Origin of the sequence: Burkholderia sp. LK4 (assembly GCF_001043615.1) — a bacterium.
Classification (GTDB): Bacteria; Pseudomonadota; Gammaproteobacteria; order Burkholderiales; family Burkholderiaceae; genus Burkholderia; species Burkholderia cepacia.
In genome coordinates this window covers 74,474-99,740 of the sequence record NZ_LDUL01000013.1, presented here as the reverse complement: position 1 = coordinate 99,740, position 25,267 = coordinate 74,474, and the positions used below count along the sequence as shown (strand labels likewise).

Genomic DNA, 25,267 nt, shown 5'->3' with positions numbered 1-25,267 from the left:
TCATGACCATTTTCCAGTTGCGTGCGCCGCGGGCGTCGCGCAATGCCTGTGCGCGGCGCATGCCGCGCGTGCTGAAACTCACCGTTCCCGCGCTCGCAGCCGGCGCACTGGCCGCGAGCGCCGCGGCAGCCGAAACGGCGCGCGCGGCCAGTGCGCCGGCCGACGATACGGCCGTGCCGCTGCCGACCATCGAAGTCGTCGCATCGCCGCTGACGACGCCGCTCGTCGTCGTCACGGATCCGAAGACCCCGCGCCAGCCGCTGCCCGCCAGCGACGGCGCGGATTACCTGAAGACGATCCCCGGCTTCACGTCGATCCGCAGCGGCGGTACCAACGGCGACCTCGTGCTGCGCGGGATGTTCGGCTCGCGGCTGAACATCCTGGCGAACGGGATGTCGACGCTCGGAGCATGCCCGGGCCGGATGGATGCGCCGACGTCGTATATCGCACCGGAAAGCTATGACAAGGTCACCGTCCTGAAGGGGCCGCAGACCGTGCTGTACGGCCCCGGCGCATCGGCCGGCACCGTGCTGTTCGAGCGCGTGACACCGCGATTCGACAAGCCCGGCATGCGCTTCGAGGGCAGCCTGGTCGGCGGGTCGTTCGGCCGCAACGACCAGAACGTCGACGTGACGGCCGGCACGCCGGATGTCTATGGCCGCGTGACCGCGAACCACGCGCATTCGCAGGACTACAAGGACGGCAACGGCAACACGGTGCCGTCTCAGTGGGACAAATGGAACGCCGATGCGGCGCTCGGCTGGACGCCGGACGACCACACGCGCGTCGAGCTGACCGCCGGCACCGGCGACGGTTATGCGCGCTACGCGGGGCGCGGAATGGACGGCGCGCATTTCCGCCGCGAGACGTTCGGCCTGTCGTTCGACAAGAAGCACATCGGCGACGTGCTCGACCGGATCGAGGCGCGCGTGTACTACAACGAAGCCGATCACGTGATGGACAACTACACGTTGCGGCAACCCGACCCGACCAGCAGCATGCCGATGCGGATGGCGTCGGAAGTGCGGCGTCGCACGGTCGGCGCGCGCGCAGCCGCGACGTTCCGTTTCGCCGGCGACTTCAAGCTCGTGACGGGCGTGGATGCGCAATCGAACCGGCTCGATTCGCGCTCGGCGATGGGGCGGCAGAACTACGGCGACCAGCCGTGGGATGCGCAGGCGACGATGTGGAACGCAGGCGTGTTCGGCGAACTGACGTGGTACGCGAGCGAAGTGTCGCGCGTGATCGGCGGCGTCCGTGTCGACTATGCGAGCGCACGCGACAAGCGCCCGACGACGAGCGGCATGATGAAGAGCAAGCCGAATCCGACCTTCGACGACGATCGCACGCGCGTGCTGCCGAGCGGCTTCATCCGCTACGAACGCGATCTCGCCTCGCTGCCCGTCACGTGGTACGCGGGGATCGGCCATACGGAGCGTTATCCCGATTACTGGGAGCTGTTCTCCGCGAAGCGCGGGCCGGCCGGTTCGGTCAACGCGTTTTCGGCGGTGCAGCCGGAGAAGACTACGCAGCTCGACATCGGCGCGCAATACAGGAGCGACCGGCTCGATGCATGGGTGTCGGCCTACGCGGGCTACGTGCAGGACTTCATCCTGTTCAACTATTCGGCCGGCATGATGGGCCCGACCACGCAGGCGACCAACGTCAATGCGCAGATCATGGGCGGCGAGGCGGGCGTGTCGTGGCGGCCGGTTGCGCCGCTGCGCGTCGAGACGTCGCTCGCGTATGCGTGGGGGCGCAACGTCGCAAGCGGCGATCCGCTGCCGCAGATGCCGCCGCTCGAGGCACGCATCGGGCTCGAATACACGCGTGGTGCGTGGTCGGCAGGGGGCCTGTGGCGCATCGTTGCGCCGCAGCATCGTTATGCCCTGAACGAGGGCAACGTGGTCGGCAAGGACTTCGGCCCGAGTGCCGGATTCGGCGTGCTCTCGCTGCATACGCAGTACAACGTGAGCAAGACCGTGCAGGTATCGGTGGGCGTCGACAACGTGCTGAACAAGGCCTATACCGAGCACCTGAACCTCGCCGGCAACGCGGGCTTCGGCTATCCGGCGAACTCGCCGGTGATGGAGCCGGGCCGGACCGCCTGGGTGCGCGTGAGCGCGAAGCTGTAACGCGTCGCGGGTGTGCGTTGCAGCATGCGCACGCATGAACGCGGCCCCGCCTGAACGGGCGGGGCGCGTCAACCGATTAGAGAACCGTGTCTAGTCAGGGCGCAAACGTTCACGAGTCGTGATTCACTCCCGCATTCGACGCACACGGTGCACGCGACGTTCGCGATGCATCGTGTGTGTCGATCCGGCTTCATTCGCACCGGCAGCACAATAATCAGGAGAACATGCATGGCCAGGACGATGCGTTCCAGGGTGGTGGCAGGGGCAGTGGCATGCGCGATGAGCATCGCGCCGTTCGCGGGGACGACCGCGGTGATGACGCTCGCGACGACGCACGCGGCAATGGCGGCGACCGCGCCCGCCGATGGCTACGCGGCGACGCGTTACCCGATCATCCTCGTGCACGGGCTCTCGGGCACCGACAAGTTCGCCGGCGTGCTCGAGTATTGGTACGGCATCCAGGAGGACCTGCAGCAGAACGGTGCGACCGTCTACGTCGCGAACCTGTCGGGTTTCCAGAGCGACGACGGCCCGAACGGGCGCGGCGAACAGTTGCTCGCTTACGTGAAGACGGTGCTCGCGGCCACGGGTGCGACCAAGGTGAATCTCGTCGGCCACAGCCAGGGCGGCCTCTCGTCGCGCTATGTTGCTGCCGTCGCGCCCGATCTCGTTGCGTCGGTGACGACGATCGGCACGCCGCATCGCGGCTCCGAATTCGCCGACTTCGTGCAGAACGTGCTGGCGTACGATCCGACCGGGCTTTCGTCATCGGTGATCGCCGCGTTCGTCAATGTGTTCGGGATCCTGACGAGCAGCAGCCACAACACCAACCAGGATGCGCTCGCCGCACTGCAGACGCTGACCACCGCACGGGCCGCCACGTACAACCAGAACTATCCGAGCGCGGGCCTGGGTGCGCCGGGCAGTTGCCAGACCGGCGCGCCGACCGAAACCGTCGGCGGCAACACGCACCTTCTGTATTCGTGGGCCGGCACGGCGATCCAGCCGACGCTCTCCGTGTTCGGCGTCACGGGTGCGACGGACACGAGCACCCTTCCGCTCGTCGATCCGGCGAACGTGCTCGACCTGTCGACGCTCGCGCTGTTCGGCACCGGAACGGTGATGATCAACCGCGGCTCCGGGCAGAACGACGGGCTCGTGTCGAAGTGCAGTGCGCTGTACGGCAAGGTGCTGAGCACGAGCTACAAGTGGAACCACCTCGACGAGATCAACCAGCTGCTCGGCGTGCGCGGCGCGTATGCGGAAGATCCGGTCGCGGTGATCCGCACGCATGCGAACCGGCTGAAGCTGGCGGGCGTGTAATCGATGACGGCACGAGGAGGAAGCACGCCGCTGGCGCGCCGCGCCGTGGTCTATGGCGTCGTGGGGCTGGCGGCGATTGCCGGCGTGGCGATGTGGAGCGGCGCGGGCCGGCATGGCGGGACGGGCGCATCCGGCGAGCCGCCGGATGCGTCGGCGGCACGCGGGCCGGCTGCCGCACCGCCGCCGGCCGCCGTGCCGGCAAGCACGGGCCTGCCGCCGTCGCTCGCCGGCTCCAGCGCGCCCCGCTTGCCGCTCGATGCCGGCGGCCATCTCGCGAAGGCGCGCGCGGTGCGGGATTTCTTCGACTACTGCCTGACCGCGCAGAGCGACCTGAGTGCGGCCGGGCTCGATGCGTTCGTCGTGCGCGAGATTGCCGCGCAGCTCGACGGTACCGTTGCGCAGGCCGAGGCGCTCGACGTGTGGCACCGGTATCGCGCGTATCTCGACGCACTCGCGAAACTGCGCGATGCCGGCGCGGTCGACAAGTCGGACCTGGGGGCATTGCAGCTCGCGCTCGACCAGCGCGCGTCGATCGCGTACCGCACGCTCGGCGACTGGAGCCAGCCGTTCTTCGGTGCGGAGCAATGGCGGCAGCGCTACGACCTCGCGCGGCTGAAGATCGCGCGAGACCCCGCGCTGACGGATGCGCAGAAGGCCGAACGGCTCGCGGCGCTCGAACAGCAGATGCCGGCCGACGAACGCGCCGCGCAGCAGCGCGTCGACCAGCAGCGGGCGGCGATCGACCAGATCGCGCAATTGCAGAAGAGCGGGGCGACGCCCGACGCGATGCGCGCACAACTGACGCAGACGCTGGGCCCCGAAGCGGCCGCGCGCGTCGCGCAGATGCAGCAGGACGACGCATCGTGGCAGAGCCGCTACGCGGACTACGCGGCGCAGCGTGCGCAGATCGAGTCGGCCGGCCTGTCGCCGCAGGATCGCGACGCGCAGATCGCCGCGCTGCGGCAGCGCGTGTTCACGAAGCCCGGCGAAGCCGTGCGCGCGGCTTCGCTCGATCGCGGGGCCGGCAGCACGCAGTGACACGGGCGGCGCGGCGCATGACGGTCGTTATGCCGCGCGCGTGAGATCGCGAGGCAGGTGTTGCTCGATGGTATTCGCGAGCGTGTCGAACGCCGGCCGGATGCCTTCGTGCGCGACGCACGCATAACCGAGCAACAGGCCGCGCCGCGCGGTGTCGACGCTGCTGTAGTAGCTGGTGAGCGGGCGCACGATCACGCCCGCATCGAACGCGCTCTGCGTGACCGCGCGGTCGTCGCAGGCGTCGGGCAGGCCGAGCACGAGATGCAGGCCGGCCTCGTCGCCCATCACGGGCAGCGCGTCGCCGAAGCGCGCGCGGATCGCGTCGATCATCAGCTGCCGGCGCTCGCCGTACAGCGTGCGCATCCGTCTGACGTGCGAAGTCAGGTGGCCGTCCATGATGAATTCGGCGAGCACGGCCTGCTGCATCAACTGGCCCTCGCGATACAGCTCCGACAACCCGGTGCGGAACGTGTCGACCAGATGCTCGGGCACGACCATGTAGCCCATCCGCAGCCCCGGGAACAGCATCTTGCCGAGACTGCCGACGTAGATCACGCGGCCGCCGTCGTCGAGCCCCTGCAGCGACGCGAGCGGGCGGCTGCCGTAGCGGAACTCGCTGTCGTAGTCGTCCTCGATGATCCAGCAGCGGTGCTGTCGCGCGTATTCGAGCAGCATCCGGCGCCGTGCGAGGCTCATCACCATCCCGAGCGGGTACTGGTGCGACGGCGTGACGAGCACGAGCCGGGGCGGATGCTGCATGTCGCTGGCGCGTGGGTCGAGGCCTTCCTGGTCGACCGGCACCGGCGTCAGCGTGAGGCCCGCCGCCTGCAATACGCTTCGCACACCCCAGTAGCACGGTTCCTCGACCCACGCGCGATCGCCGATGTCGGAGAGCAGCCGCACCGCGAGATCGATCGACTGATGGATGCCCGTCGTGATGATCACCTGGTCCGGCGAGCACTTGACCGAGCGCGCGACGCGCAGGTAATCGGCGAGCGCGCGCCGCAACGGCCGGTAGCCGCCGCCCGGCGCATAGGTCAGCAGCTCGGGGTTCGCTTCCTTCCACAGCCGCGCCTGCAGGCGGCTCCACGTCCGGCTCGGGAACTCCGACACGTCCGGCACGCCCGGCATGAACGCACCCCATTGGCGTCGCGATACCCCCGCATGCTCGATCAGTTGCCGGCCGCGCATCGACAGGCCGCCCTGCGCGTCCGGCTGCGGCGTCGCATCGGCGCTCGACGGCGGCGGCGCGGCGCCCGGCACGTGGATCGCGGCGGCATCCGGCCGCGTGTCGGCCACATAGGTGCCGCTGCCGGTCGTCGTCAGCACATAGCCTTCGGCGGTCAGCTGGTCGTACACGTGCAGCACGGTATTGCGCGCGATCGACAGGTCGGCCGCGAGCGTGCGGGAACTCGGCAGCTTCGTTCCTGGCCCCAATTCTCCGGTCAGGATGGCCTGCTGCATCCACTGCAGCAACTGCCGGTACATCGGCTCGGGCGAGTTGCGGTCGAGACGGGCGGAGAGCCAGTCGGCGAGGATCACGGTATCCAAAGTGGTCCTACTAGTAATATTGAAATGGTTCCCTATTGTAGAACCGTGGGCGCCGTATAGTGGCTCGCATCTCAAAATCAATTGTCGCGAAGCAAGGGGACAGCCACGATGAAGTCCGATGATGTGATCGTCAGCTTTCGCGGCGTGCGGAAGACCTACGACGGCGAAACGCTGGTCGTCAAATCGCTCGACCTCGATATCCACCGCGGGGAATTCCTGACGCTGCTCGGGCCGTCGGGCTCCGGCAAGACGACCTGCCTGATGATGCTGGCCGGCTTCGAATTCCCGACCGGCGGCGAGATCCGCCTCGACGGCGAACTGCTGAACAACGTGCCGCCGCACAAGCGCAACATCGGCATGGTGTTCCAGAACTACGCGCTGTTTCCGCACCTGACGGTCGAGCAGAACGTCGCGTATCCGCTGACCGTGCGCAAGCTGCCGGCCGCGGAGCGTGCCGAACGCGTCGCGCATGCGCTGAAGATGGTGCAGATGGAGCGCTTCGCGAAACGTTACCCGGCGCAACTGTCGGGCGGCCAGCAGCAGCGCATCGCGCTGGCGCGCGCGCTCGTGTTCGAGCCGAAGCTGGTGCTGATGGACGAGCCGCTCGGCGCGCTCGACAAGCAGCTGCGCGAGCACATGCAGTACGAACTGAAGGCGCTGCACGAAAAGCTCGGCGTGACCTTCGTGTACGTGACGCACGACCAGGGCGAGGCGCTGACGATGTCCGATCGCGTCGCCGTGTTCGACAAGGGCATCGTGCAGCAGCTCGACACCGTCGACCGCCTGTACGAATCGCCGTGCAACGAATTCGTCGCGAACTTCATCGGCGACAGCAACCGGCTGCGCGGCACCATCGCGCGCGTCGACGGCGAATTCTGCGAATTCCGGCTCGACGACGGCACGCAGCTCGTCGGCCGCCGCATCGGCGATGCGGCCGAGGGCGCGCCGGCCGTCGCGTGCATCCGCCCCGAGCGCATGAGCCTCGCCGCGCACGACGCGAACGGGCACGCGAACGGCGCGGCCGCCAACCGGTTGAGCGGCGAGGCGCGCAGCCTCATCTATTTCGGCGATCACGTGCGCATGCGCTGCGCGCTGCCGGGCCAGGACGAGTGCTTCGTGAAGGTGCCGCTCGGCACCGGCGCGCTCGACGCGTTCTCGCCCGGCGCACCGGTCGCGCTCGCGTTCGCACCCGAACACCTGCGCGTGTTCGCCTGAGCAGGGTTTTCCCGGTTTTCCGCTGTACGTCGTCAACAACAACTGCCCACTTCCACCACGAGAGGAGAGGAACCACCATGAACCGAGCAAGCATTACCGCGCGTCGTACCGCGCTGGCACTCGCGCTCGCCGTCGTCGGCGTATCGGCATCGGCTGCCGAACTCACGGTCGTCAACTTCGGCGGCGCGAACGGCGACGCGCAGAAGGCCGCGTTCAACCAGCCGTTCGAGAAGGCGACCGGCAACAAGGTCACCGCCGTCGAATACAACGGCGAGCAGGCGAAAGTGAAGGCGATGGTCGAGGCGAAGCACGTCAACTGGGACGTGGTCGAAGTCGAGTCGGGCGACCTGAATCGCGGCTGCGACGAAGGGCTGTACGAGAAGCTCGACTGGTCGAAGATCGCGAAGAAGTCCGACCTGATTCCGGAATCGCCGCAGGTGTGCGGCGTGGGCTTCTTCGTGTGGTCGACGGCGCTGTCGTACAACGCGGACAAGCTGAAGTCGGCCCCGACCGGCTGGGCCGATTTCTGGAACGTGAAGAAATTCCCCGGCAAGCGCGGCATGCGCAAGGGTGCGCGCTACAACCTCGAATTCGCGCTGATGGCCGACGGCGTCGCGCCGAAGGACGTCTACAAGGTGCTCGGCACGAAGGCCGGCCAGGACCGCGCGTTCAAGAAGCTCGACGAGCTGAAGCCGTATATCCAGTGGTGGGAAGCGGGCGCGCAGCCGCCGCAGTTCCTCGTCGCCGGCGACGTCGTGATGTCGACCGCGTACAACGGCCGCATCGACGCCGCGCAGAAGGAAGGCAAGAACCTGAAGGTCGTGTGGAACGGCAGCATCTACGACCTCGACTACTGGGCGATTCCGAAGGGCTCGCCGAACAAGGCGCTGGCCGAGCAGTACATCGCGTACACGCTGACGCCGAAGCCGCAGCAAGGCTATGCGCAGCACATCGCGTACGGCCCCGCGAACATCGCGGCGATCAAGTCGCTCGACGCGAAGACGCTCGCGAACCTGCCGAACTCGCCGGCCAACGGCAAGAACGCCGTGCTGGAAGACATCGGCTTCTGGACCGACCACAGCGACGAGCTCGAGCAGCGTTTCGCCGCATGGGCGACGAAGTAACCGGTCAGGCATCCTGAAGGTGCCCTGATGCAACCTGCCGCGCGGCGCGTCGATCGCGTCGCGCGGCCTTCCGCCGGAACGTGCCCGGCCGGAGAGAAACGTTGAATACGATGACGATCGCGTCTTCCTCGCCGTCGACCGCCGCGCTCAAGCGCGAGCTGAAGGCCGCCGAGGCCCGCAAGCGCACGATGGCGTTGCTGCTGGTCGCGCCGCTCGCGATTTTCCTGCTGCTGATCTTCGTCGTGCCGATCGGCACGCTGCTCACGCGCGCGGTGCAGAACCCGGAGATCGCGACCGCGTTGCCGAATACGGTCGCCGCGCTGTCGGGCTGGGACCGCAAGGCACCACCGGCCGACGCCGCGTATGTCGCGCTCGCGGCCGACATGACGAATGTGGCCGACAGCGAGGCGATGGGCGCACTCGCGCGGCGCCTGAACACTGAGATTCCCGGTTATCGCTCGCTCGTCGCGAAGACGGCGCGCGCGATGCCGCTGAAAGGCGACAACGATGCGGCACTGACGCCCGCGCAGACGCGCGCGAAACTGATCGACCTCGATGCGCGCTGGGGCGACGTCGCGTACTGGCAGTCGATCGCGAAGAACGGCAGCACCGTGTCGCCGTTCTACCTGCTCGCCGCGCTCGACCACAAGCAGGACGGCTTCGGCCACATCGTGCAGGCCGATCCGGACCAGTCGATCTATCTGGCGATCTTCGGCCGCACGTTCGTGATCGGCGTTGCCGTCACGCTGTTCGCGCTGCTGCTCGGCTATCCGCTCGCGTACTGGATCTCGACGCTGTCGGAGCGCCGCGCGAACCTCGTGATGATCCTCGTGCTGATTCCGTTCTGGACGTCGGTGCTGGTGCGCGTCGCCGCGTGGATCGTGCTGCTGCAGAGCGAAGGGCTCATCAACACGGCGCTGATCGGCAGCGGGCTGATCTCGCATCCGCTGACGCTGCTGTTCAACCGCGTCGGCGTGTACATCTCGATGACGCACATCCTGCTGCCGTTCATGATCCTGCCGCTCTACAGCGTGATGAAGTCGATTCCGCCGACCTACCAGCGCGCAGCCGTGTCGCTCGGCAGCCATCCGTTCGCCGCGTTCTGGCGCGTGTACGTGCCGCAGACCTACCCGGGCGTCGGCGCGGGCGCGCTGCTGGTGTTCATCCTCGCGATCGGCTACTACATCACGCCCGCGCTGCTCGGCGGGCCGAACGACCAGATGGTCAGCTACTACGTCGCGTACTTCACGAACGTGACGATCAACTGGGGCATGGCGTGCGCGCTCGGCGGGCTGCTGCTCGCGGCGACGCTGGTGCTGTACGCGGTGTACGGGCGCTTCACGCGCACGAACGTGAGCCTCGGCTGAGCGCCGCGCACAACGAAACGGGAAGGGGAATCCGACCATGAAACTCGCCAGGCCGCTGTTCGCGCCGCACATGTCGTTCGTCGAGCGCGCGTGGTACGTCGCGCTGCGCGTGCTCGTCGTGCTGACGCTGCTGTACCTGATCCTGCCGGTGCTCGCGATCGTGCCGCTGTCGTTTTCGTCGAGCACGTTCCTCGTCTATCCGATTCCGGGCTTCTCGATGCGCTGGTACGAGAACCTGATCGCGTCGGACGAGTGGCGGATGGCCGCGAAGAACAGCTTCATCGTCGCGCCGTCGGCCACCGTCGTCGCGACGGTGCTCGGCACGCTCGCCGCGATCGGTCTCACGAAGGCCGACTTCCGCGGCAAGGGGCTGCTGATGGCCGTGCTGCTGTCGCCGATGATCGTGCCGGTCGTCGTGGTCGGCGTCGGCATGTATCTGTTCTTCGCGCCGCTCGGGCTCGCGAACACCTACACGGGGCTGATCGCCGCGCACGCGGCGCTTGGCGTGCCGTTCGTCGTGACGACGGTCGCGGCGACGCTGCAGGGCTTCAACCAGAACCTCGTGCGCGCGAGCCTGTCGCTCGGCGCGAATCCGGTGTCGACCTTCTTCCGCGTGACGCTGCCGGTGATCGCACCGGGCGTGATGTCGGGCGCGCTGTTCGCGTTCGCGACGTCGTTCGACGAAGTCGTCGTCACGCTGTTCCTCGCCGGCGCCGACCAGACCACGCTGCCGCGCCAGATGTTCACGGGCATCCGTGAGAACATCAGCCCGACGATCGCCGCGCTTGCCACGATCCTGATCATCTTCTCGACGAGCCTGCTGCTTGCGCTCGAATGGCTGCGCGGACGCAATGCGCGGCGCGCGGTGAGCTGAGCGGGCGGGCTTGCCCCCGGCACCCGAGTCGCCACGTGTCATGCGTGGTCGCGCATTGCTTTCATTTCGCTGACTGACGAGGCGGCCGCCTGCACGTTCGATGCGGCTCTGCAACAATACGGGGCGCGGCGGCGCGCGTTCCGTGCGGTGCGACCGGAACGCCGCCGCGAGTCCAATCCGCGACGCGGCGCAACGCGTCGCTCGTCAGCCGAGCCGTCATCTTGTCCGAATTCGCTACCCCCGCCGGCGCGCATGAGCCGGCCGTCAACTGGCGCGCGATGTCCGCCGTGCTGCTGGCCGTCGCGCTCGCGACGCTCGACACCGCGATCGCGAACACCGCGCTGCCCGCGATCGCCGCCGACCTGCATGCATCGCCGGCCGCGTCCGTATGGATCATCAACGCATACCAGCTCGCGATGGTCGCGACGCTGCTGCCGTTCGCGTCGCTCGGCGACATCGTCGGCCACAAGCGCGTGTATATCGCCGGGCTCGCGGTGTTCACGCTCGCGTCGCTCGGCTGCTCGCTCGCGTCGACGCTGCCGATGCTGACGGCCGCGCGGATCGTGCAGGGCTTCGGCGCGAGCGCGATCATGAGCGTCAACGTCGCGCTGATCCGCGGCCTGTTCCCCGCGCACCGGCTCGGGCGCGGCGTCGGCTTCAACGCGCTCGTCGTCGGCGTGTCGTTCGCGGTGGGGCCGACCATCGCGTCGCTGATCCTGTCGGTCGCCGCGTGGCCGTGGCTGTTCGCGGTGAACGTACCGCTCGGCGTGTTCGCGCTGGCCGTGGCGATTCCGTCGCTGCCGCAGACGGCGCGCGGCAAGCACGTATTCGATCCGGTCGCCGCATTGTTCAACGTGATCACGTTCGCGTCGCTGATCTTCGCGCTCGGCGAATTCGCGCAGCGTGGGCCGCTTTCGATCGTGTTCGCGTCGGCCGCGGTCGCGCTCGCATTCGGCTGGCTGCTGATTCGCCGTCAGGCCGGGCACCCGGCGCCGATGCTGCCGGTCGACCTGTTTCGCCGGCCGGTGTTCACGCTGTCCGCGCTGACCGCCGTGTGCGCGTTCGCCGCGCAGGGGCTCGCGTTCGTGTCGCTGCCGTTCTATTTCGAAACCGTCCTGCATCGCAACGCGGTCGAGACGGGGTTCCTGATGACACCGTGGTCGGCGATCGTCGCGCTCGCCGCGCCGATCGCGGGGCGCTTGTCGGACCGTTATCCGCCGGGGCTGCTCGGCGCGATCGGTCTTGCGTTGCTGAGCGCGGGCATGGTGTCGCTCGCCGCATTGCCGGCGGCGCCGGGCGTGATCGACATCGGCTGGCGGATGATGCTGTGCGGTGCGGGCTTCGGCTTCTTCCAGTCGCCGAACCTGAAGGCGCTGATGTCGAGCGCGCCGCCCGAGCGCAGCGGCGGCGCGAGCGGGATCATCGCGACCGCGCGGCTGATCGGGCAGGCGACCGGTGCTGCGCTCGTCGCGCTGTCGTTCGGGATCGCAGGGCGCCACGGGCCGACGCTTGCTTTGATGCTCGGTGCGGGGTTCGCCGGGGCGGCGAGTGTCGCGAGCGGGTTGCGGCTCTTTGCGCCGTCGCATCGGGCCGGCGTGGCGGCGGCGACCACCGAGCGCGTGAGCGAGCGCGCGGCGGAATAGGCAAGGGCAAGTCACGAGCCGGTGCGCGGCAACCTGCCGCCGCGCACCGGCCTTCAGGCTTCGCTCAGAACCCGCCCGACTTGATCAGCTGGTTGAGGTTCGCGATGTTCAGGCTGCCGAAGCCGGTCGTGTAATCCCAGCCGGTGCCTGCGTTGTAGCCATACCCCTGATAGCCGTTGTTCCCCGACACGACGTCGTAGCGCACGAGCGACGGACGCGACGGAATGTCCGCATAGAAATTGCCGGCCGGGAAGCCGAGGCCCGTGCCGTTCGCCGCGAGCAGGCGTGCCCAGAGGCCCGTGAAGATCGGCGCGGCGAGGCTCGTGCCGCCGATCTGCTGCAACTGGCCGTAGTTGTAGATGTACGCGCCGGTGCTTTGCGCGGCGTCGAACGACACGTCCGGCAACTGGCGGTTGCTGCCCGACTGCCACGACGGTGCGGGCAGGATCGTGCTGACGCCGCCGCCCGTCGCCCACAGCTTGCCGTTGCCGTCGAGCCCTTCGTTCCACACCGTCTCGTTCGAGAACGCACCCGATGACGTCGTATAAAGCGTCGTGCCGCCGATCGCGAGCACGTGCGGCGACGAAGCCGGCCACGACACCGTGTAGTTCGAGCCGTCCGGATAGCCGCGGTTGTTGCACTCGTACACGCCTTCGTCGCCCGACGACACCGAGAAGGTCTGGCCTTGCGCCGCTGCCGTCGTGAAGATCTGTTCCTCGGCGTCGAGCGTGCCGTCCGCGTTTGCGTCGGTTTCGCACCAGCCGAGCGACACGTTGATCACCTTCGCGGTGTTGTCCGACACCGCGCGGTTGAACGCCTGCGTGAGCCCCGTGTTGCCGCTGGCGTTGAGGTCCGCCATGTAGAACACGAGCTTGCCGACCTGGCCGCCCGCCGAGCCGACGATCGACTGGCTGTCGAGATCCCATTCGCCCTGGCCGTCCTGGTCGTCGGTGTAGCTGCCGCCCGAGCCGTTGGTCTTGACGGTCTGCGTCGAGACCGTGCCGTAACCGTTGCTCGACGTGAACTGCTTCAGGTCCTGCAGCGTCTGCGACACGCCGCCGATCGTGATGATGCCGACGGTGACACCGGCTGCGGTCGGCACGCCGGTCGCGTTGTAGAGGCTCGGGAATTCCTTCGGATAGTGGCCGGTCGCCGTGCCGGCCGCGAGCGCCTGCGGCTTCGACACGTTGCCGATGCGCAGCAGCGGCCGCGCGTGTGCGACGCTCTGCAGCCCGAGCACCGAGCCGACCACATCGCCGAGCGCGCGCGGCACCTGCGCGGTCGACGTGTTGGCGAAGCCCGAGCGGCCCGCGTATTCGAAGTGCACGAGCGACGTGTTGAATGCGGTCTTCACGGTGCCGGCCGTGCCGCGTGCGGACACCAGCAACCGGTTCGGTGCGACCTCGACGTTCACGAAGCCGCTCTTGTGCAGATAGTCGACGACCGACTTCACCTGCGCATCGGTCGGCGCGTAGTTGGCGAGGAACTGCTCGTGCGTGAGGTACTGGCGGTAATGCGCGCTGCCGGGCCGGTTCACGTCGCGCGCCAGTTGCTTGAGCTGCGCGGCATTGCGCAGCTTCAGGCTGACGACAACGTCGGTCGTTTCGCCGGCCGCGAGTTCGAGCGACGGCGCCGCACTGCGCGCCATCAACTGCGGGCCGGTCAGAAAGGCCTTCGTATGGGTATCGACCCAGTCCGTCGCCGCATGCGCCGCAGCGGCAGCGAACACGAGGGGTGCCACGCACGCGAGGCGGCGGGGCGACGGCAGGGGCAGGGCAAACCAGGCGTTCCTTTTCATCGGGAGTCCTTTTTAGGAGAGACGACGTTGCTGGAGCCCTCGACCCTTGTGGGGTCGCGAGCGGTGACGAGCGTAGGGCGTCGCTACCGTTCAGGTAGCTGCCAGTTTCCATAGCTGTCAGTTCTGACATCGGGGTGTGGGCGTGCACGCGCAGCGTCGTACGCGCAGGCGATCGTGGGCGTGGCGAACGGAACCGGTTCGCGGCACGACGGCGCGGCAAAGCGCGACGTTCGCACGCACGAGTCGCTCGTCGCCGCGCCGGAACGTGCGCGATCGCGGAGTGGATCGACGCGTGAACGCGTGGCATGCGACCGGTCGTTGCCGCATGCCGCGTCGCACTATGTGGTCAAACGAAGCGATGCGGCAGGAACGGATTCGCGCGTGCACAAGAAAGGGGCCGGCCGAACGCAAACGTTTCCCGAACTGTGGAACAGCGCGTCGGGCAGTCTTGCAGGCGGCTTTCGGATCGCGTGTCGCCCATGCGGATTAGAGGAAACGCTCGAATCCGGGGCGCGCGTGCGCGCCGGTGGGTGAGCGGCAGAACCGCGCCGGATTGCACGACGCGGCTCGTGAAATTCCGCCTTGACGCGCATCGATCGGCGGCTATCCTTCAATCCATAACCAGCGAGTTATGAATTTTGAACGACATGCAGAACACACACGACATGCTTTTCAGAACCCTTGCCGATCCCACCCGCCGCGCGCTGTTCGAGCGGCTGTGCGCGGACGGCGAGCTGACGGTTGCCGCGCTGACGGCCCATGCGGGTGTGTCGCAGCCGGCCGTGTCGAAGCATCTCGGTGTCCTGAAGCAGGCCGGGCTCGTGAACGACCGTCACGAAGGCCGGCAGACGCACTACAGCGCACAGCCGCAAGCGCTGGCCCCGCTGATCGACTGGACGAGCCAGATGGCAGGTTTCTGGCAGAACCGGTTCGATGCCCTCGAAGATCTTCTGAAAAGGATCGACCAGTAATGAACCAGACCACCACCGAAACGCGTTCCGTCGTCGTCGACCGCGAACTGCCTCATCCGCCGGAGAAGATCTGGCGCGCGCTCACGCAACCGCACCTGATCGAGGCGTGGCTGATGAAGAGCGACTTCGAACCCGTCGCGGGCCGCGCCTTCAGCTTCCGCGCCGACTGGGGCTCGGTCGACTGCACGGTGCTGACGATCGAGCCGCCGCGCGTGCTGTCCTACACGTGGGCCGCGTACGGCCTCGAAAGCGTCGTCACGTGGACGCTCACGCCGACGCTGGCCGGCACGCACCTGCGGATGGAGCAGGTCGGCTTCCGCACGGACCAGGAGCAGGCGTACCGCGGTGCGCAGCACGGCTGGGTGCGGTTCCTCGAGTCGCTCGAACAGGTGCTGGCGCGTCCCGACGAAGGCACGGAGGCCCGCGCATGAACGCAACGGACCTCACGCCGTCGGAGCGCATCGACGCGCTGATCGCCGGCATTGCCGACTGGCGCGGCCCGCTCTTTGCCGACCTCCGTCAGACGATCCTCGCCGTCGACGACAGCATCGTCGAGGATTGGAAGTGGATGGGCAGCCCCGTATGGTCGTGCGACGGGATGATCGCGGTGGCGAACGCGCACAAGGGCAAGGTGAAGCTGACCTTCATGCACGGCGCGCAGTTGCCCGATCCCGACAAGCTGTTCAACGACGGCCTGGACGGCAATGCGCGGCGCGCGATCGACTTCTTCGAAGGCGACCGGCTCGACAAGCGAGCGCTGAAGACCCTCGTGCGCGCGGCGATCGAATACAACCGCACCCACTTGAAGAAGAACGCACGGGGAGCGGGCGCGAAGGCGCGCGGCGACAAGGCGGCGTGACGAGCCTGACAATCGGCAACATTGCGTGACGCGAACAGGCAAAAAAAAGCCCGACACGAGGTCGGGCATCCAAATCGGCCGCAACCGCCCGCGAGGCGGCTGCGGCACCTGCAAAAGCAGGGCGCTTACGCTGCGAGCAGCGAGCGCAGCACGAACGGCAGGATACCGCCGTGCTTGTAGTAGTCGACTTCGATCGGCGTATCGATGCGCAGCAGGACCTGCACGCGCTGCGTTTCGCCGTTCTTGCGGTTGATCACGAGCGTGACGTCCTGCTGCGGCTTGAAGTCGTCGCCGAGGCCTTCGATGTCGAACGTCTCGTCGCCGGTGATGCCGAGCGACTGGACGCTGTCCGAGCCCTTGAACTGCAGCGGCAGCACGCCCATGCCGACCAGGTTCGAGCGGTGGATACGCTCGAAGCTGCGTGCGATCACGGCCTTCACGCCGAGCAGCTGCGTGCCCTTCGCGGCCCAGTCGCGCGACGAGCCCGTGCCGTATTCTTCGCCCGCGAACACGACGGTCGGCGTATCGGCTGCGACGTACTGCATTGCCGCGTCGTAGATCGACTGCTGTTCGCCGCTCGGCTGGTGGATCGTCAGGCCGCCTTCGACGCGCGTGCCGTCCGCCTTCGCCGGGATCATCAGGTTCTTGATCCGGACGTTCGCGAACGTACCGCGCATCATCACGTCGTGGTTGCCGCGGCGCGAGCCGTAGCTGTTGAAGTCGGCCTTCTGCACGCCGTTTTCCTTCAGCCACTTGCCCGCCGGCGAGTCTTCCTTGATCGAGCCTGCCGGGCTGATGTGGTCGGTCGTGACCGAGTCACCGAAGATGCCCAGCGCGCGCGCGCCCTTGACCGTCGGGATCGATGCAGCCGGTTCCATCGAGAAGTCGTTGCCGAAGAACGGCGGCTCGGCGATGTAGGTCGACTTCGGCCAGTCGTAGACCTGGCCCGATTCGCCCTCGATCTTGCTCCAGAGGTCGCCCTTCTTGGTCAGCTTCGAGTAGTTGTCCTCGAACTTCTTCGGATCGAGCGCGAACTTGAGCAGCGCGTGGATTTCGTCGCTCGTCGGCCAGATGTCGCCGAGGTAGATGTCGCGGCCGCCCTTGCCCTTGCCGACCGGCTCGGTCATCAGGTCGCGCGTGATGTTGCCGGCGATCGCGTACGCGACGACGAGCGGCGGCGACGCGAGGAAGTTCGCGCGGATGTTCGGGTGGATACGCGCTTCGAAGTTACGGTTGCCCGACAGCACGGCTGCCGCGACGATGTCGTTCTTCGTGATCGCTTCGTTCAGCTCCGGCGTCAGGTCGCCCGCGTTGCCGATACAGGTCGTGCAGCCATACGCCGCGACTTCGAAACCGAGCTTCGACAGGTAGGGCAGCAGGCCCGTCTTCGTCAGGTACTCGGTGACGATGCGCGATCCCGGCGCGAGCGAGGTCTTGATCTTCGGATCGACCGTGAGGCCGGCCTCGACCGCCTTCTTCGCGAGCAGGCCGGCGGCCAGCAGCACGCTCGGGTTCGACGTGTTCGTGCACGACGTGATCGCGGCGATCAGGATGTCGCCGTTCTTCACGTCGACGCCGTTGCTCGTCGTGTACTGCGTGCCGAGGTCGTCCGCCTTCTTCGCGAAGCCGTTTTCCGCGACCGGCTTCGAGAACAGGTCGGTGAACGTCGACTTGACGTTGCCGATCTCGATGCGGTCCTGCGGGCGCTTCGGGCCGGCCAGCGACGGGGCGACCGTCGTCAGGTCCAGCGTCACGACCTTCGTGTAGTCGATGTCGCCGGCCTTCGGGATGCCGAACAGCTTCTGCGCCTTGAAGTAGTTTTCGAACGCGGCGATTTCCGCCTTCGTGCGGCCCGTGCCTTCGAAGTATTCGATCGTCTTTTCGTCGACCGGGAAGAAGCCCATCGTCGCGCCGTATTCCGGCGCCATGTTGCCGATCGTTGCGCGATCCGGCAGCGACAGCGACTTCGTGCCTTCGCCGAAGAACTCGACGAACTTGCCGACGACCTTCTCCTTGCGCAGCATTTCGGTGATCGTCAGCACCAGGTCGGTGGCCGTCACGCCTTCGCGCAGCTTGCCCTTCAGCTCGACGCCGACGACGTCCGGCGTCAGGAAGTACACCGGCTGGCCGAGCATGCCGGCTTCCGCCTCGATGCCGCCCACGCCCCAGCCGACCACGCCGATGCCGTTGATCATCGTCGTGTGGCTGTCCGTGCCGACGAGGGTGTCCGGGTAGTACACGGTGTCCGCGCCGTCGGCCTTCTTGTGCACGCCGCGCGCCAGGTATTCGAGGTTCACCTGGTGGACGATGCCGACGCCCGGCGGCACGACCTTGAACGTGTCGAATGCCTGCATGCCCCACTTCATGAACTGGTAGCGCTCGTTGTTGCGCTGGAATTCCAGTTTCATGTTCAGGTCGAGCGCGTCCTTCTGGCGGAAGTAGTCGATCTGGACCGAGTGGTCGACGACGAGATCGACCGGGACCAGCGGCTCGATCTTCTTCGGGTTCTTGCCCGTACGCTCCGCGACGCCGCGCATGGCCGCGATGTCGGCGAGCAGCGGCACGCCCGTGAAGTCCTGCAGCACGACGCGCGACACCACGAACGGAATCTCGTCGACGCGCTTCGCGGTCGGCTTCCAGTTCGCGAGCTGCTCGATGTGCTCTTCGGTGATCTTCTTGCCGTCGTAGTTGCGCAGCACGGACTCGAGCACGATACGGATCGACACCGGCAGGCGTTCGATCTTCGTCTTCAGTTCCTTGCCGAGCTGCGGCAGCGAGTAGAACTTGCCTTTGCCGGAACCGCTGTCGAATTCCTTGAGGGTCTTGTGGAGATTGTGGGCCATGGTGATTTTCCTGGGTTTAAGGCTAGGAAACTACGTGTCCTGTAAATGACGGCTATATCACATACAAGTCGACGTACTCATCGACCGGCATCGCTTCGAGCTTTGCCTGGTCCAGCGACACGTCGAGAATCGCTTGTTGCTGCTTTGCCGGGAAGCGGCGGGCAAGGTTGGTCCTGAACTTCTCGACCAGGAGCGGGATGCCTTCCGCACGCCGCCGCCGATGGCCGAGCGGGTATTCGACCGCCACCTCGGCAAGCTTCGACCCGTCCGTGAACTCGATCGTCAGTGCATTCGCGATCGAGCGCTTGTCCGGGTCGTGGTAATCCTTCGTGAACTGCGGATCCTCGACGCAGACCGTTTTCGCGCGCAGCGCGTCGATGCGGGGATCGGCGGCGGCCGAGTCTTCGTAATCGGCCGCGGTCAGCCGGCCGAACAGCAGCGGCACGGCGACCATGTACTGGATGCAGTGGTCGCGGTCGGCCGGATTGGCGAGCGGGCCCTGCTTGTCGATGATGCGGATCGCGGCCGCATGCGTGCGGATCGTGATCCGGCTGATGTCGTCGGTCGTGCGGCCCGCGGCGGCGAGCTGCGCATGCAGCTGCAGCGCGGCCTCGGCGGCCGTCTGCGCGTGGAACTCGGCAGGGAACGCGATCTTGAACAGCACGTTTTCCATCACGTACGTGCCGTACGGGCGCTGGAAGCGGAACGGCTTGCCGTCGAACAGCACGTCGTAGAAGCCCCAGGTCCTGGCGGTGAGTGCCGACGGGTAGCCCATTTCACCCGTTTTCGCGATCAGCGCGAGGCGCACCGCGCGGGAGGTCGCGTCGCCGGCCGCCCATGATTTGCGCGAGCCCGTGTTCGGCGCGTGGCGGTAGGTGCGCAGCGCCTGGCCGTCGACGAACGCGTTGGACACCGCGTTGATCAGCTCGTCGCGCGTGAGCCCGAGCAGCCGGCCGACGACGGCCGTGGATGCGACCTTCACGAGCAGCACGTGGTCGAGCCCGACCGCATTGAACGAATTCTCGAGTGCGAGGCAGCCCTGGATCTCGTGGGCCTGGATCATCGCGACCAGCACGTCGCGCATCGTGAGCGGCTTCCTGCCGGCCGCGACGGCCGTGCGGGAGAGCCAGTCGGCCGTCGCCAGGATGCCACCGAGATTGTCGGACGGATGGCCCCATTCGGCGGCGAGCCAGGTGTCGTTGAAGTCCAGCCAGCGGATCATCGCGCCGATGCCGAACGCGGCCTGGACGGGATCGAGCTGGAAGGACGTGCCGGGCACCTTCGCGCCGTTCGGCACGATCGTGCCGGGCACGACGGGGCCGAGCAGCTTGGTGCAGGCAGGGTAGGACAGCGCCTCGAGTCCGCATCCGAGCGTGTCGATCAGGCAATGACGCGCCGTCTCCAGCGCGAGCGCGCTGTCGATGCCGGCATTCAGCACGTAGTCGACGATATCGACGAGTACCGTATCCGGAGCAGGGCGGACGTTGGAGACCGGGGCGGACATCGAGGGGCCGATGGGAACGCGCTTAGTTCGTTGCCGGCTTCAGCTCGTTCGACTGCGTCGGTGCCGGCGTGCCTTGTGCCATTTCCGGCGTCACGCATTCGTCCGCGAGGCGCTCGCCGCCGTTTGCGTCGGAGAACAGCATCGCCTTGGTCGGGATCACGATCAGCTTGAAGCCTGCTGCCGGATCGTAGAACGTGTCCGCGCCCGTCGTCGTGGCCTGACGCGGCAGCTTGTAGTTCTTCTTCGCCCAGTGAACCGTGACCACCTGGTCGCGCTTCATGTCACCGGCGAGGTCGAACGACAGACCTTCCTTGCAGGACCACTTGACCGCGCCGTCCGGTACCGGATCGACCTTGGCTGCGGCGCGTGCCTGTGCCTTCTTGCTGCGCGGGATGATGCGCTTGGCCGGCGCCGGGCGCTTGGCCGTTGCCTTCTTCGCGGTCGTCGTGGTCGCACCCTGGGCAAACGCGCTCGGAGCCGACACCAGCATCGTGGCGGACAAGGCGCCGATGGCGGTAGCGATCAGGAGTTTCTTCATGGAGTCAGAACCTTTCGATAATCAGTTGACAAGGGCCGGCAATCGAATTGCCGGCCGGTTTGAAACTGCACGCGCCCCGAAAGCGCGCAGCGGCCGCTATTTTCACCTATTTGGCCGCGTCCATATCAGGTTTTCGGGCTCCGTTACGTTTTTTGTCGTTTCGCAAACCTCTATCCGGTTCGCGTGTCGTCGAATGCATGAAACTCGTGTATCGGCGGCCGCCGCGCGCTTACGGCGCGCTGCCCGCGGCGGCCGGGCCGAACAGCGGCGCGGCCTCGGCCGGTACGGGCTGGCCGGTGGCCCGCGCGCGGCGCAGCACCGACCAGTAATACCGGTAGCTCGCGCGATCGTGCAGCGTATCACCGTGGCGTGTCGGCCCCCAGTCGGCGGCCTGCGCGGCCAGCAGGATCTCGGCGGCCAGCGCGACCTCGTCGATACGCGGTGCGAATGCGTCGACGATCGGCCGGATCTGCGCGGGGTGGATGCTCCACATCCGCTTGAAGGCGAATTCGTCGCGCGCGCGGCGTGCATCGGCGGCGACGACGCTCATGTCGCGCACCTCGGTCGTCACGTTGTGCGACGGCGTCTTGCCGTGCGCGTGGCAGGTCGCGGCGATTTCCAGCTTCGCGCGGCGCACGAGCGGGTGCTCGAACTGGCCGGGCGAGCGCATCGCGGCATCGGGAATCGCGCCATGGTGCGCGGAGACGAAATCCATCAGCCCGAAGCTCAGCGTGCCGACCGTCGGCAGCGCGGCGAGGGCGGCCGCTTGCGCGAGCGCGCCGTGCGTCTCGACCAGCACGTCGACCGGGATCGGCTGCGCGATGCCGAGCTCGCGGCGCGTGCCTTCGATGAACGCGGTCATTTCGGCTGCGTCGGCGGCACTCGCGATTTTCGGGAGCGTGATGTAGGCGGGGGCGCGCGACGCGCGCAGCACGATGCGCACGTCGTCGCGCCAGTGCGGATGGGAAAAGTCGTGGATGCGGACGCCGACGCGGCCAAAGCGGTTTTCGTCGCTGCCGAGCATGTCGGCGACGAGTGCCGCGTGCGCGGCTTCCTGGCCGACGGCCGCGCCGTCTTCGCAGTCGAGCGTGATGTCGAACACGGGGCCCGTTTCGGCCTGCAGCGCGAGCGACTTGCGCATCAGCTTTTCGCTGCCCGCGTAGTGATCGCAACAGGGCAGGATCGCGGGCGGGGACGCCCCGTCGTACAGCACTTGTGCAGGAGTGAGCGCGGCCATCTCGTCTACGTCAGGGAAGCGGGTCAACGTGGAGAAAATCGGATTCGGGCGCGTTCTGGGCCCGTGCGCGCGGGCGCGGGGTGGCAAAACGGGCGCGGATCCGATCGTTCGGCCGGGCCGGCGGCTGGCGCTGGCCCGGGCCGGAACCGGGCGGCCCGAGAGCCGCCCGGCAAAGGCACGTGATGCTTAGTTCTTCAGCAGGTGGGCAACGCCATCGCGCTCTTCGAGCAGCTCGGCCAGCGTGCCGTCCATCTTCTCGCGCGAGAATGCGTCGATTTCCAGGCCTTCGACGCGCTTGTACTCGCCGTTTTCGCACACGACCGGCACGCCGTAGATGATGTCTTCGGGGATGCCGTACGAGCCGTCCGACGGGATGCCCATCGTGACCCACTTGCCGTTCGTGCCGAGGACCCAGTCACGCACGTGGTCGATTGCCGCGTTGGCTGCCGACGCCGCCGACGACAGGCCGCGCGCTTCGATGATCGCCGCGCCGCGCTTGCCGACGGTCGGGATGAACGTGTCACGGTTCCACACGTCGTCGTTGATCAGCTTCAGCAGCGATTCGCCTTCGGCGGTCGCGAAGCGGAAGTCGGGGTACATCGTCGGCGAGTGGTTGCCCCACACGGCGAGCTTCTCGATCGAGGCGACCGGCTTGCCCGACTTCGCTGCGAGCTGCGACAGCGCGCGGTTGTGGTCGAGGCGCAGCATCGCCGTGAAGTTCTTCTTCGGCAGATCCGGCGCCGACTTCATCGCGATGTAGGCGTTCGTGTTCGCCGGGTTGCCGACGACCAGCACCTTCACGTCGCGGCTGGCGACTTCGTTCAGCGCAGCGCCCTGAACCGTGAAGATTTCGGCGTTCGCCGACAGCAGGTCCTTGCGCTCCATGCCCTTCGAGCGCGGACGTGCGCCGACCAGCAGTGCGACGTCGGCATCCTTGAATGCGACCTTCGGATCGTCGGTGATCACGACGCCCGCCAGCAGCGGGAACGCGCAATCGTCGAGTTCCATCACGACGCCTTTGACGGCGGCTTGGGCTTGCGGGAGGTCGAGCAGTTGCAGGATGACCGGCTGGTCCTTGCCGAGCAGGTCGCCGTTCGCGATGCGGAACAGCAGGGAGTAAGCGATTTGACCTGCGGCGCCGGTGACGGCAACGCGCTTTGCGGGCTTAGCCATTGAAAATCTCCAGGACGGGTGAAGCGTTGGACGCTAGCGAAAACGCCATTCTATGCGCGTTGTGCGAAGCGTTGCATTGAAGCAGGGCGGAGGACTCGCGATGGCAGACGCGGTGAACCTGGAGACGGCCGTGGCACGTAGCCGGGGACGCGCTTTTGCACCCGCGAACCCTTGCTCGACCGGGAGTGTAGGAGCCGTCACGCGCAAAGTCAAACGGTATCATATGTCTTATATAAGACAGATGTTTTGCGGAAATTGAGTGGACGAAAAAGTGCGGTTTGTGATGAAATGCGCGCCATGACATCGAACCAGGCGAATACCGCGAATCAGACCGGCGCAGGCGGCCCAGGGCAGCCGGGCGCGAGCGATCCCGCGCCTTCGCCTGCGGCGCCGCCGTCGCCGACGTTCAGCCCGTTATACCAGCAGATTAAGTCATTGATCACGCAAAGTCTCGAATCCGGTGAATGGAAGCCGGGCGAGATCATCCCGAGCGAGGTGGAGCTCGCGGCCCGCTACAAGGTCAGCCAGGGCACCGTCCGCAAGGCGATCGACGAACTGGCCGCGGAAAACCTCGTGGTCCGGCGGCAGGGCAAGGGTACTTTTGTTGCGACGCACAATGAAGATCGCGCGCAGTTCCGCTTCCTGCGCCTGCTGGCCGACGACGGTGCCGAGCATCCGCACGTGAGCCGCCTGCTCGAATGCCGGCGCCTGCGCGCGCCGGCCGAGATCGCGCGGCAGCTCGACCTGAAGCCGGCCGATCCGGTCGTGCAGGTGCGCCGCCTGCTGGAGTTCGAGAACGAAGTGACGGTGCTCGACGAGATCTGGCTGCCGGGCGCGATGTTCCGCGGGCTCACGTTCGAGCGGCTGAGCGAGTACAAGGGGCCGCTCTACGCGATGTTCGAGACGGAGTTCGGCACGCGAATGATTCGCGCGACGGAGAAGATCCGCGCGGTGGCGGCGGAACCGGCGGTGGCCGACCTGCTGCACGTGCCGGCGGGTTTTCCGTTGCTGTCGGTCGAGCGCGTGTCCTATACATATGGTGACCGGCCGGTGGAGGTGCGTCGCGGCTGGTATGTCACAACCGGGTACTACTATCAGAATGACTTGAGTTGACGGAGTTTCGGCTCAAGCCGAGTGCGTTCGCGTTTCCCACGCTCGCGAAGCACGTTTCGGGCCGCCTTTTGTTCTAGTTCGCGCAACTATCCAGAGCAGACTTTCGCTGCAGCGCGATATAAAAAGGCGCTAAAATCGCGGATTAGTGTGACAACATAGTAGGGGTCTAGCATGACTGATGCAGTAAGAAAGCCGAGGCCGGAATACCGGAACATCGGATTCGCCGATATCACGATGAAATATCGCATGCCGCTGGCAGCGATATTGTCGATTCTCCATCGAGTCAGCGGCGCGCTGCTGTTCTTGTTCCTGCCGTTCCTGCTGTTCCTCTTCGACCAGAGCCTCACGTCCGAGCTCAGCTTCGAAGTCTTCAAGGCTTTCCTCTCCAACATCATCGTCAAGCTGATCGTCCTCGCACTGTCGTGGGCCTTCTTCCACCATTTCTGCGCCGGCATTCGCCACCTGCTGATGGACGTCAACCACGACGCCGTCACGAAGGAAGGCGGCAAGCGGACGGCAGTCGTCGTCTTTGTCGTCTCGATCGCCCTGACGATCGCCATGGCACTCAAACTGTTCGGAGCATTCTAAGAAAATGGCAGCCAATAACCGAATCGGCTCGAAGCGCCTCGTCGTCGGCGCACATTACGGCCTGCGCGACTGGCTTGCGCAGCGCATCACCGCCACGATCATGGCGGTCTACACGGTCATTCTGCTCGTCCTGTTCTTCGGCGCGCACGATTTCTCGTACGAAGGCTGGGCATCGATCTTCGCCGCGCAATGGATGAAGCTCGCGACCTTCGTGATGCTGCTTTCCCTCTTCTACCACGCATGGGTCGGCGTGCGCGACATCTGGATGGACTACGTGAAGCCCGTCGGTGTGCGCCTGCTGCTGCAATCGCTGACCATCGTCTGGCTGCTCGCATGTGCGGGCTACGCCGCGCAGATTCTCTGGAGAGTGTAA

The 25,267-nt window shown here is 66.7% G+C and carries 21 protein-coding genes; 14 read left to right on the top strand and 7 right to left on the bottom strand.

Going from position 1 to position 25,267, the window contains the following annotated elements; translation table 11 throughout:
- Nucleotides 1-2: 2 nt before the first annotated feature.
- From VK92_RS08265 to VK92_RS08255, 3 genes are all read left to right on the top strand, one after another.
- Nucleotides 3-2,135: a TonB-dependent copper receptor gene (locus VK92_RS08265; protein WP_048022121.1), complete on the top strand. Its 2,133-nt coding sequence runs from the start codon at nt 3-5 to the stop codon at nt 2,133-2,135.
- Between the two features lie 228 nt (nt 2,136-2,363).
- Entirely contained in the window at nt 2,364-3,458 is a 1,095-nt protein-coding gene (locus tag VK92_RS08260) for a triacylglycerol lipase (protein ID WP_048022119.1), read from the top strand.
- A 3-nt stretch (nt 3,459-3,461) separates the two neighbouring features.
- Nucleotides 3,462-4,496: a lipase secretion chaperone gene (locus VK92_RS08255; RefSeq protein WP_048022117.1), complete on the top strand. Its 1,035-nt coding sequence runs from the start codon at nt 3,462-3,464 to the stop codon at nt 4,494-4,496.
- Nucleotides 4,497-4,523: 27 nt separating this feature from the next.
- Here the strand turns inward: VK92_RS08255 and pdxR are convergent, their stop codons facing one another.
- A complete protein-coding gene (gene pdxR, locus VK92_RS08250; protein WP_048022114.1) occupies nt 4,524-6,047 on the bottom strand; it encodes a MocR-like pyridoxine biosynthesis transcription factor PdxR in 1,524 nt (507 codons plus the stop codon).
- A gap of 108 nt (nt 6,048-6,155) precedes the next feature.
- Here pdxR and VK92_RS08245 point away from each other — a divergent pair, with 108 nt between their 5' ends.
- The 5 genes from VK92_RS08245 (at nt 6,156) to VK92_RS08225 (ending at nt 12,270) form a co-directional block, all read left to right on the top strand.
- A complete protein-coding gene (locus tag VK92_RS08245) occupies nt 6,156-7,262 on the top strand; it encodes an ABC transporter ATP-binding protein (protein ID WP_042974229.1) in 1,107 nt (368 codons plus the stop codon).
- A 77-nt stretch (nt 7,263-7,339) separates the two neighbouring features.
- On the top strand, nt 7,340-8,386 hold the full coding sequence (locus VK92_RS08240) for an ABC transporter substrate-binding protein (protein WP_021158689.1): 1,047 nt from the start codon (nt 7,340-7,342) through the stop codon (nt 8,384-8,386).
- Between the two features lie 110 nt (nt 8,387-8,496).
- Entirely contained in the window at nt 8,497-9,753 is a 1,257-nt protein-coding gene (locus VK92_RS08235) for an ABC transporter permease (RefSeq protein WP_048022181.1), read from the top strand.
- 37 nt (nt 9,754-9,790) lie between these two features.
- Nucleotides 9,791-10,627, top strand: coding sequence for an ABC transporter permease (locus VK92_RS08230; RefSeq protein ID WP_027791109.1), 837 nt, complete (start codon nt 9,791-9,793; stop codon nt 10,625-10,627).
- A 221-nt stretch (nt 10,628-10,848) separates the two neighbouring features.
- Nucleotides 10,849-12,270, top strand: a complete 1,422-nt coding sequence (locus tag VK92_RS08225) for an MFS transporter (RefSeq protein WP_021158692.1) — start codon at nt 10,849-10,851, stop codon at nt 12,268-12,270.
- Between the two features lie 64 nt (nt 12,271-12,334).
- Here the strand turns inward: VK92_RS08225 and VK92_RS08220 are convergent, their stop codons facing one another.
- Nucleotides 12,335-14,068: a S53 family peptidase gene (locus VK92_RS08220; protein WP_048022112.1), complete on the bottom strand. Its 1,734-nt coding sequence runs from the start codon at nt 14,066-14,068 to the stop codon at nt 12,335-12,337.
- Nucleotides 14,069-14,715: 647 nt separating this feature from the next.
- On the opposite strand from VK92_RS08220, the gene VK92_RS08215 reads away from it, so the two are divergent.
- Genes VK92_RS08215 through VK92_RS08205 form a run of 3 tightly spaced genes read left to right on the top strand, consistent with a single transcriptional unit; the run spans nt 14,716 to nt 15,898 of the window.
- A complete protein-coding gene (locus VK92_RS08215; protein ID WP_042974255.1) occupies nt 14,716-15,039 on the top strand; it encodes an ArsR/SmtB family transcription factor in 324 nt (107 codons plus the stop codon).
- On the top strand, nt 15,039-15,470 hold the full coding sequence (locus tag VK92_RS08210) for an SRPBCC family protein (RefSeq protein ID WP_048022110.1): 432 nt from the start codon (nt 15,039-15,041) through the stop codon (nt 15,468-15,470). Before VK92_RS08215 ends, VK92_RS08210 begins: the two co-directional genes overlap by 1 nt.
- Nucleotides 15,467-15,898, top strand: coding sequence for a DUF1801 domain-containing protein (locus tag VK92_RS08205; protein WP_048022108.1), 432 nt, complete (start codon nt 15,467-15,469; stop codon nt 15,896-15,898). Before VK92_RS08210 ends, VK92_RS08205 begins: the two co-directional genes overlap by 4 nt.
- A gap of 125 nt (nt 15,899-16,023) precedes the next feature.
- On the opposite strand, the gene acnA is transcribed toward VK92_RS08205, so the two are convergent.
- From acnA to VK92_RS08180, 5 genes are all read right to left on the bottom strand, one after another.
- Nucleotides 16,024-18,741 carry an aconitate hydratase AcnA gene (gene acnA / locus VK92_RS08200; protein WP_048022106.1) on the bottom strand — a complete coding sequence of 906 codons (2,718 nt, stop codon included), beginning with the start codon at nt 18,739-18,741 and terminating at the stop codon, nt 16,024-16,026.
- Between the two features lie 52 nt (nt 18,742-18,793).
- On the bottom strand, nt 18,794-20,245 hold the full coding sequence (locus VK92_RS08195) for a bifunctional 2-methylcitrate dehydratase/aconitate hydratase (protein WP_021158699.1): 1,452 nt from the start codon (nt 20,243-20,245) through the stop codon (nt 18,794-18,796).
- Between the two features lie 22 nt (nt 20,246-20,267).
- Nucleotides 20,268-20,783: a hypothetical protein gene (locus tag VK92_RS08190; protein WP_021158700.1), complete on the bottom strand. Its 516-nt coding sequence runs from the start codon at nt 20,781-20,783 to the stop codon at nt 20,268-20,270.
- 229 nt (nt 20,784-21,012) lie between these two features.
- The gene (locus VK92_RS08185; protein WP_048022103.1) at nt 21,013-22,020 is read right to left on the bottom strand and encodes an HpcH/HpaI aldolase/citrate lyase family protein; all 1,008 of its coding nucleotides are present in this window, start codon (nt 22,018-22,020) and stop codon (nt 21,013-21,015) included.
- A gap of 186 nt (nt 22,021-22,206) precedes the next feature.
- On the bottom strand, nt 22,207-23,193 hold the full coding sequence (locus tag VK92_RS08180) for a malate dehydrogenase (RefSeq protein WP_006754984.1): 987 nt from the start codon (nt 23,191-23,193) through the stop codon (nt 22,207-22,209).
- Nucleotides 23,194-23,481: 288 nt separating this feature from the next.
- Here VK92_RS08180 and VK92_RS08175 point away from each other — a divergent pair, with 288 nt between their 5' ends.
- The 3 genes from VK92_RS08175 to sdhD all read left to right on the top strand — a co-directional run bounded on the left by VK92_RS08175 (nt 23,482) and on the right by sdhD (nt 25,267).
- Nucleotides 23,482-24,306 carry a GntR family transcriptional regulator gene (locus VK92_RS08175; RefSeq protein WP_034196031.1) on the top strand — a complete coding sequence of 275 codons (825 nt, stop codon included), beginning with the start codon at nt 23,482-23,484 and terminating at the stop codon, nt 24,304-24,306.
- A gap of 171 nt (nt 24,307-24,477) precedes the next feature.
- A complete protein-coding gene (gene sdhC / locus VK92_RS08170) occupies nt 24,478-24,894 on the top strand; it encodes a succinate dehydrogenase, cytochrome b556 subunit (RefSeq protein ID WP_021158703.1) in 417 nt (138 codons plus the stop codon).
- A 4-nt stretch (nt 24,895-24,898) separates the two neighbouring features.
- Nucleotides 24,899-25,267: a succinate dehydrogenase, hydrophobic membrane anchor protein gene (gene sdhD / locus VK92_RS08165; RefSeq protein WP_011355745.1), complete on the top strand. Its 369-nt coding sequence runs from the start codon at nt 24,899-24,901 to the stop codon at nt 25,265-25,267.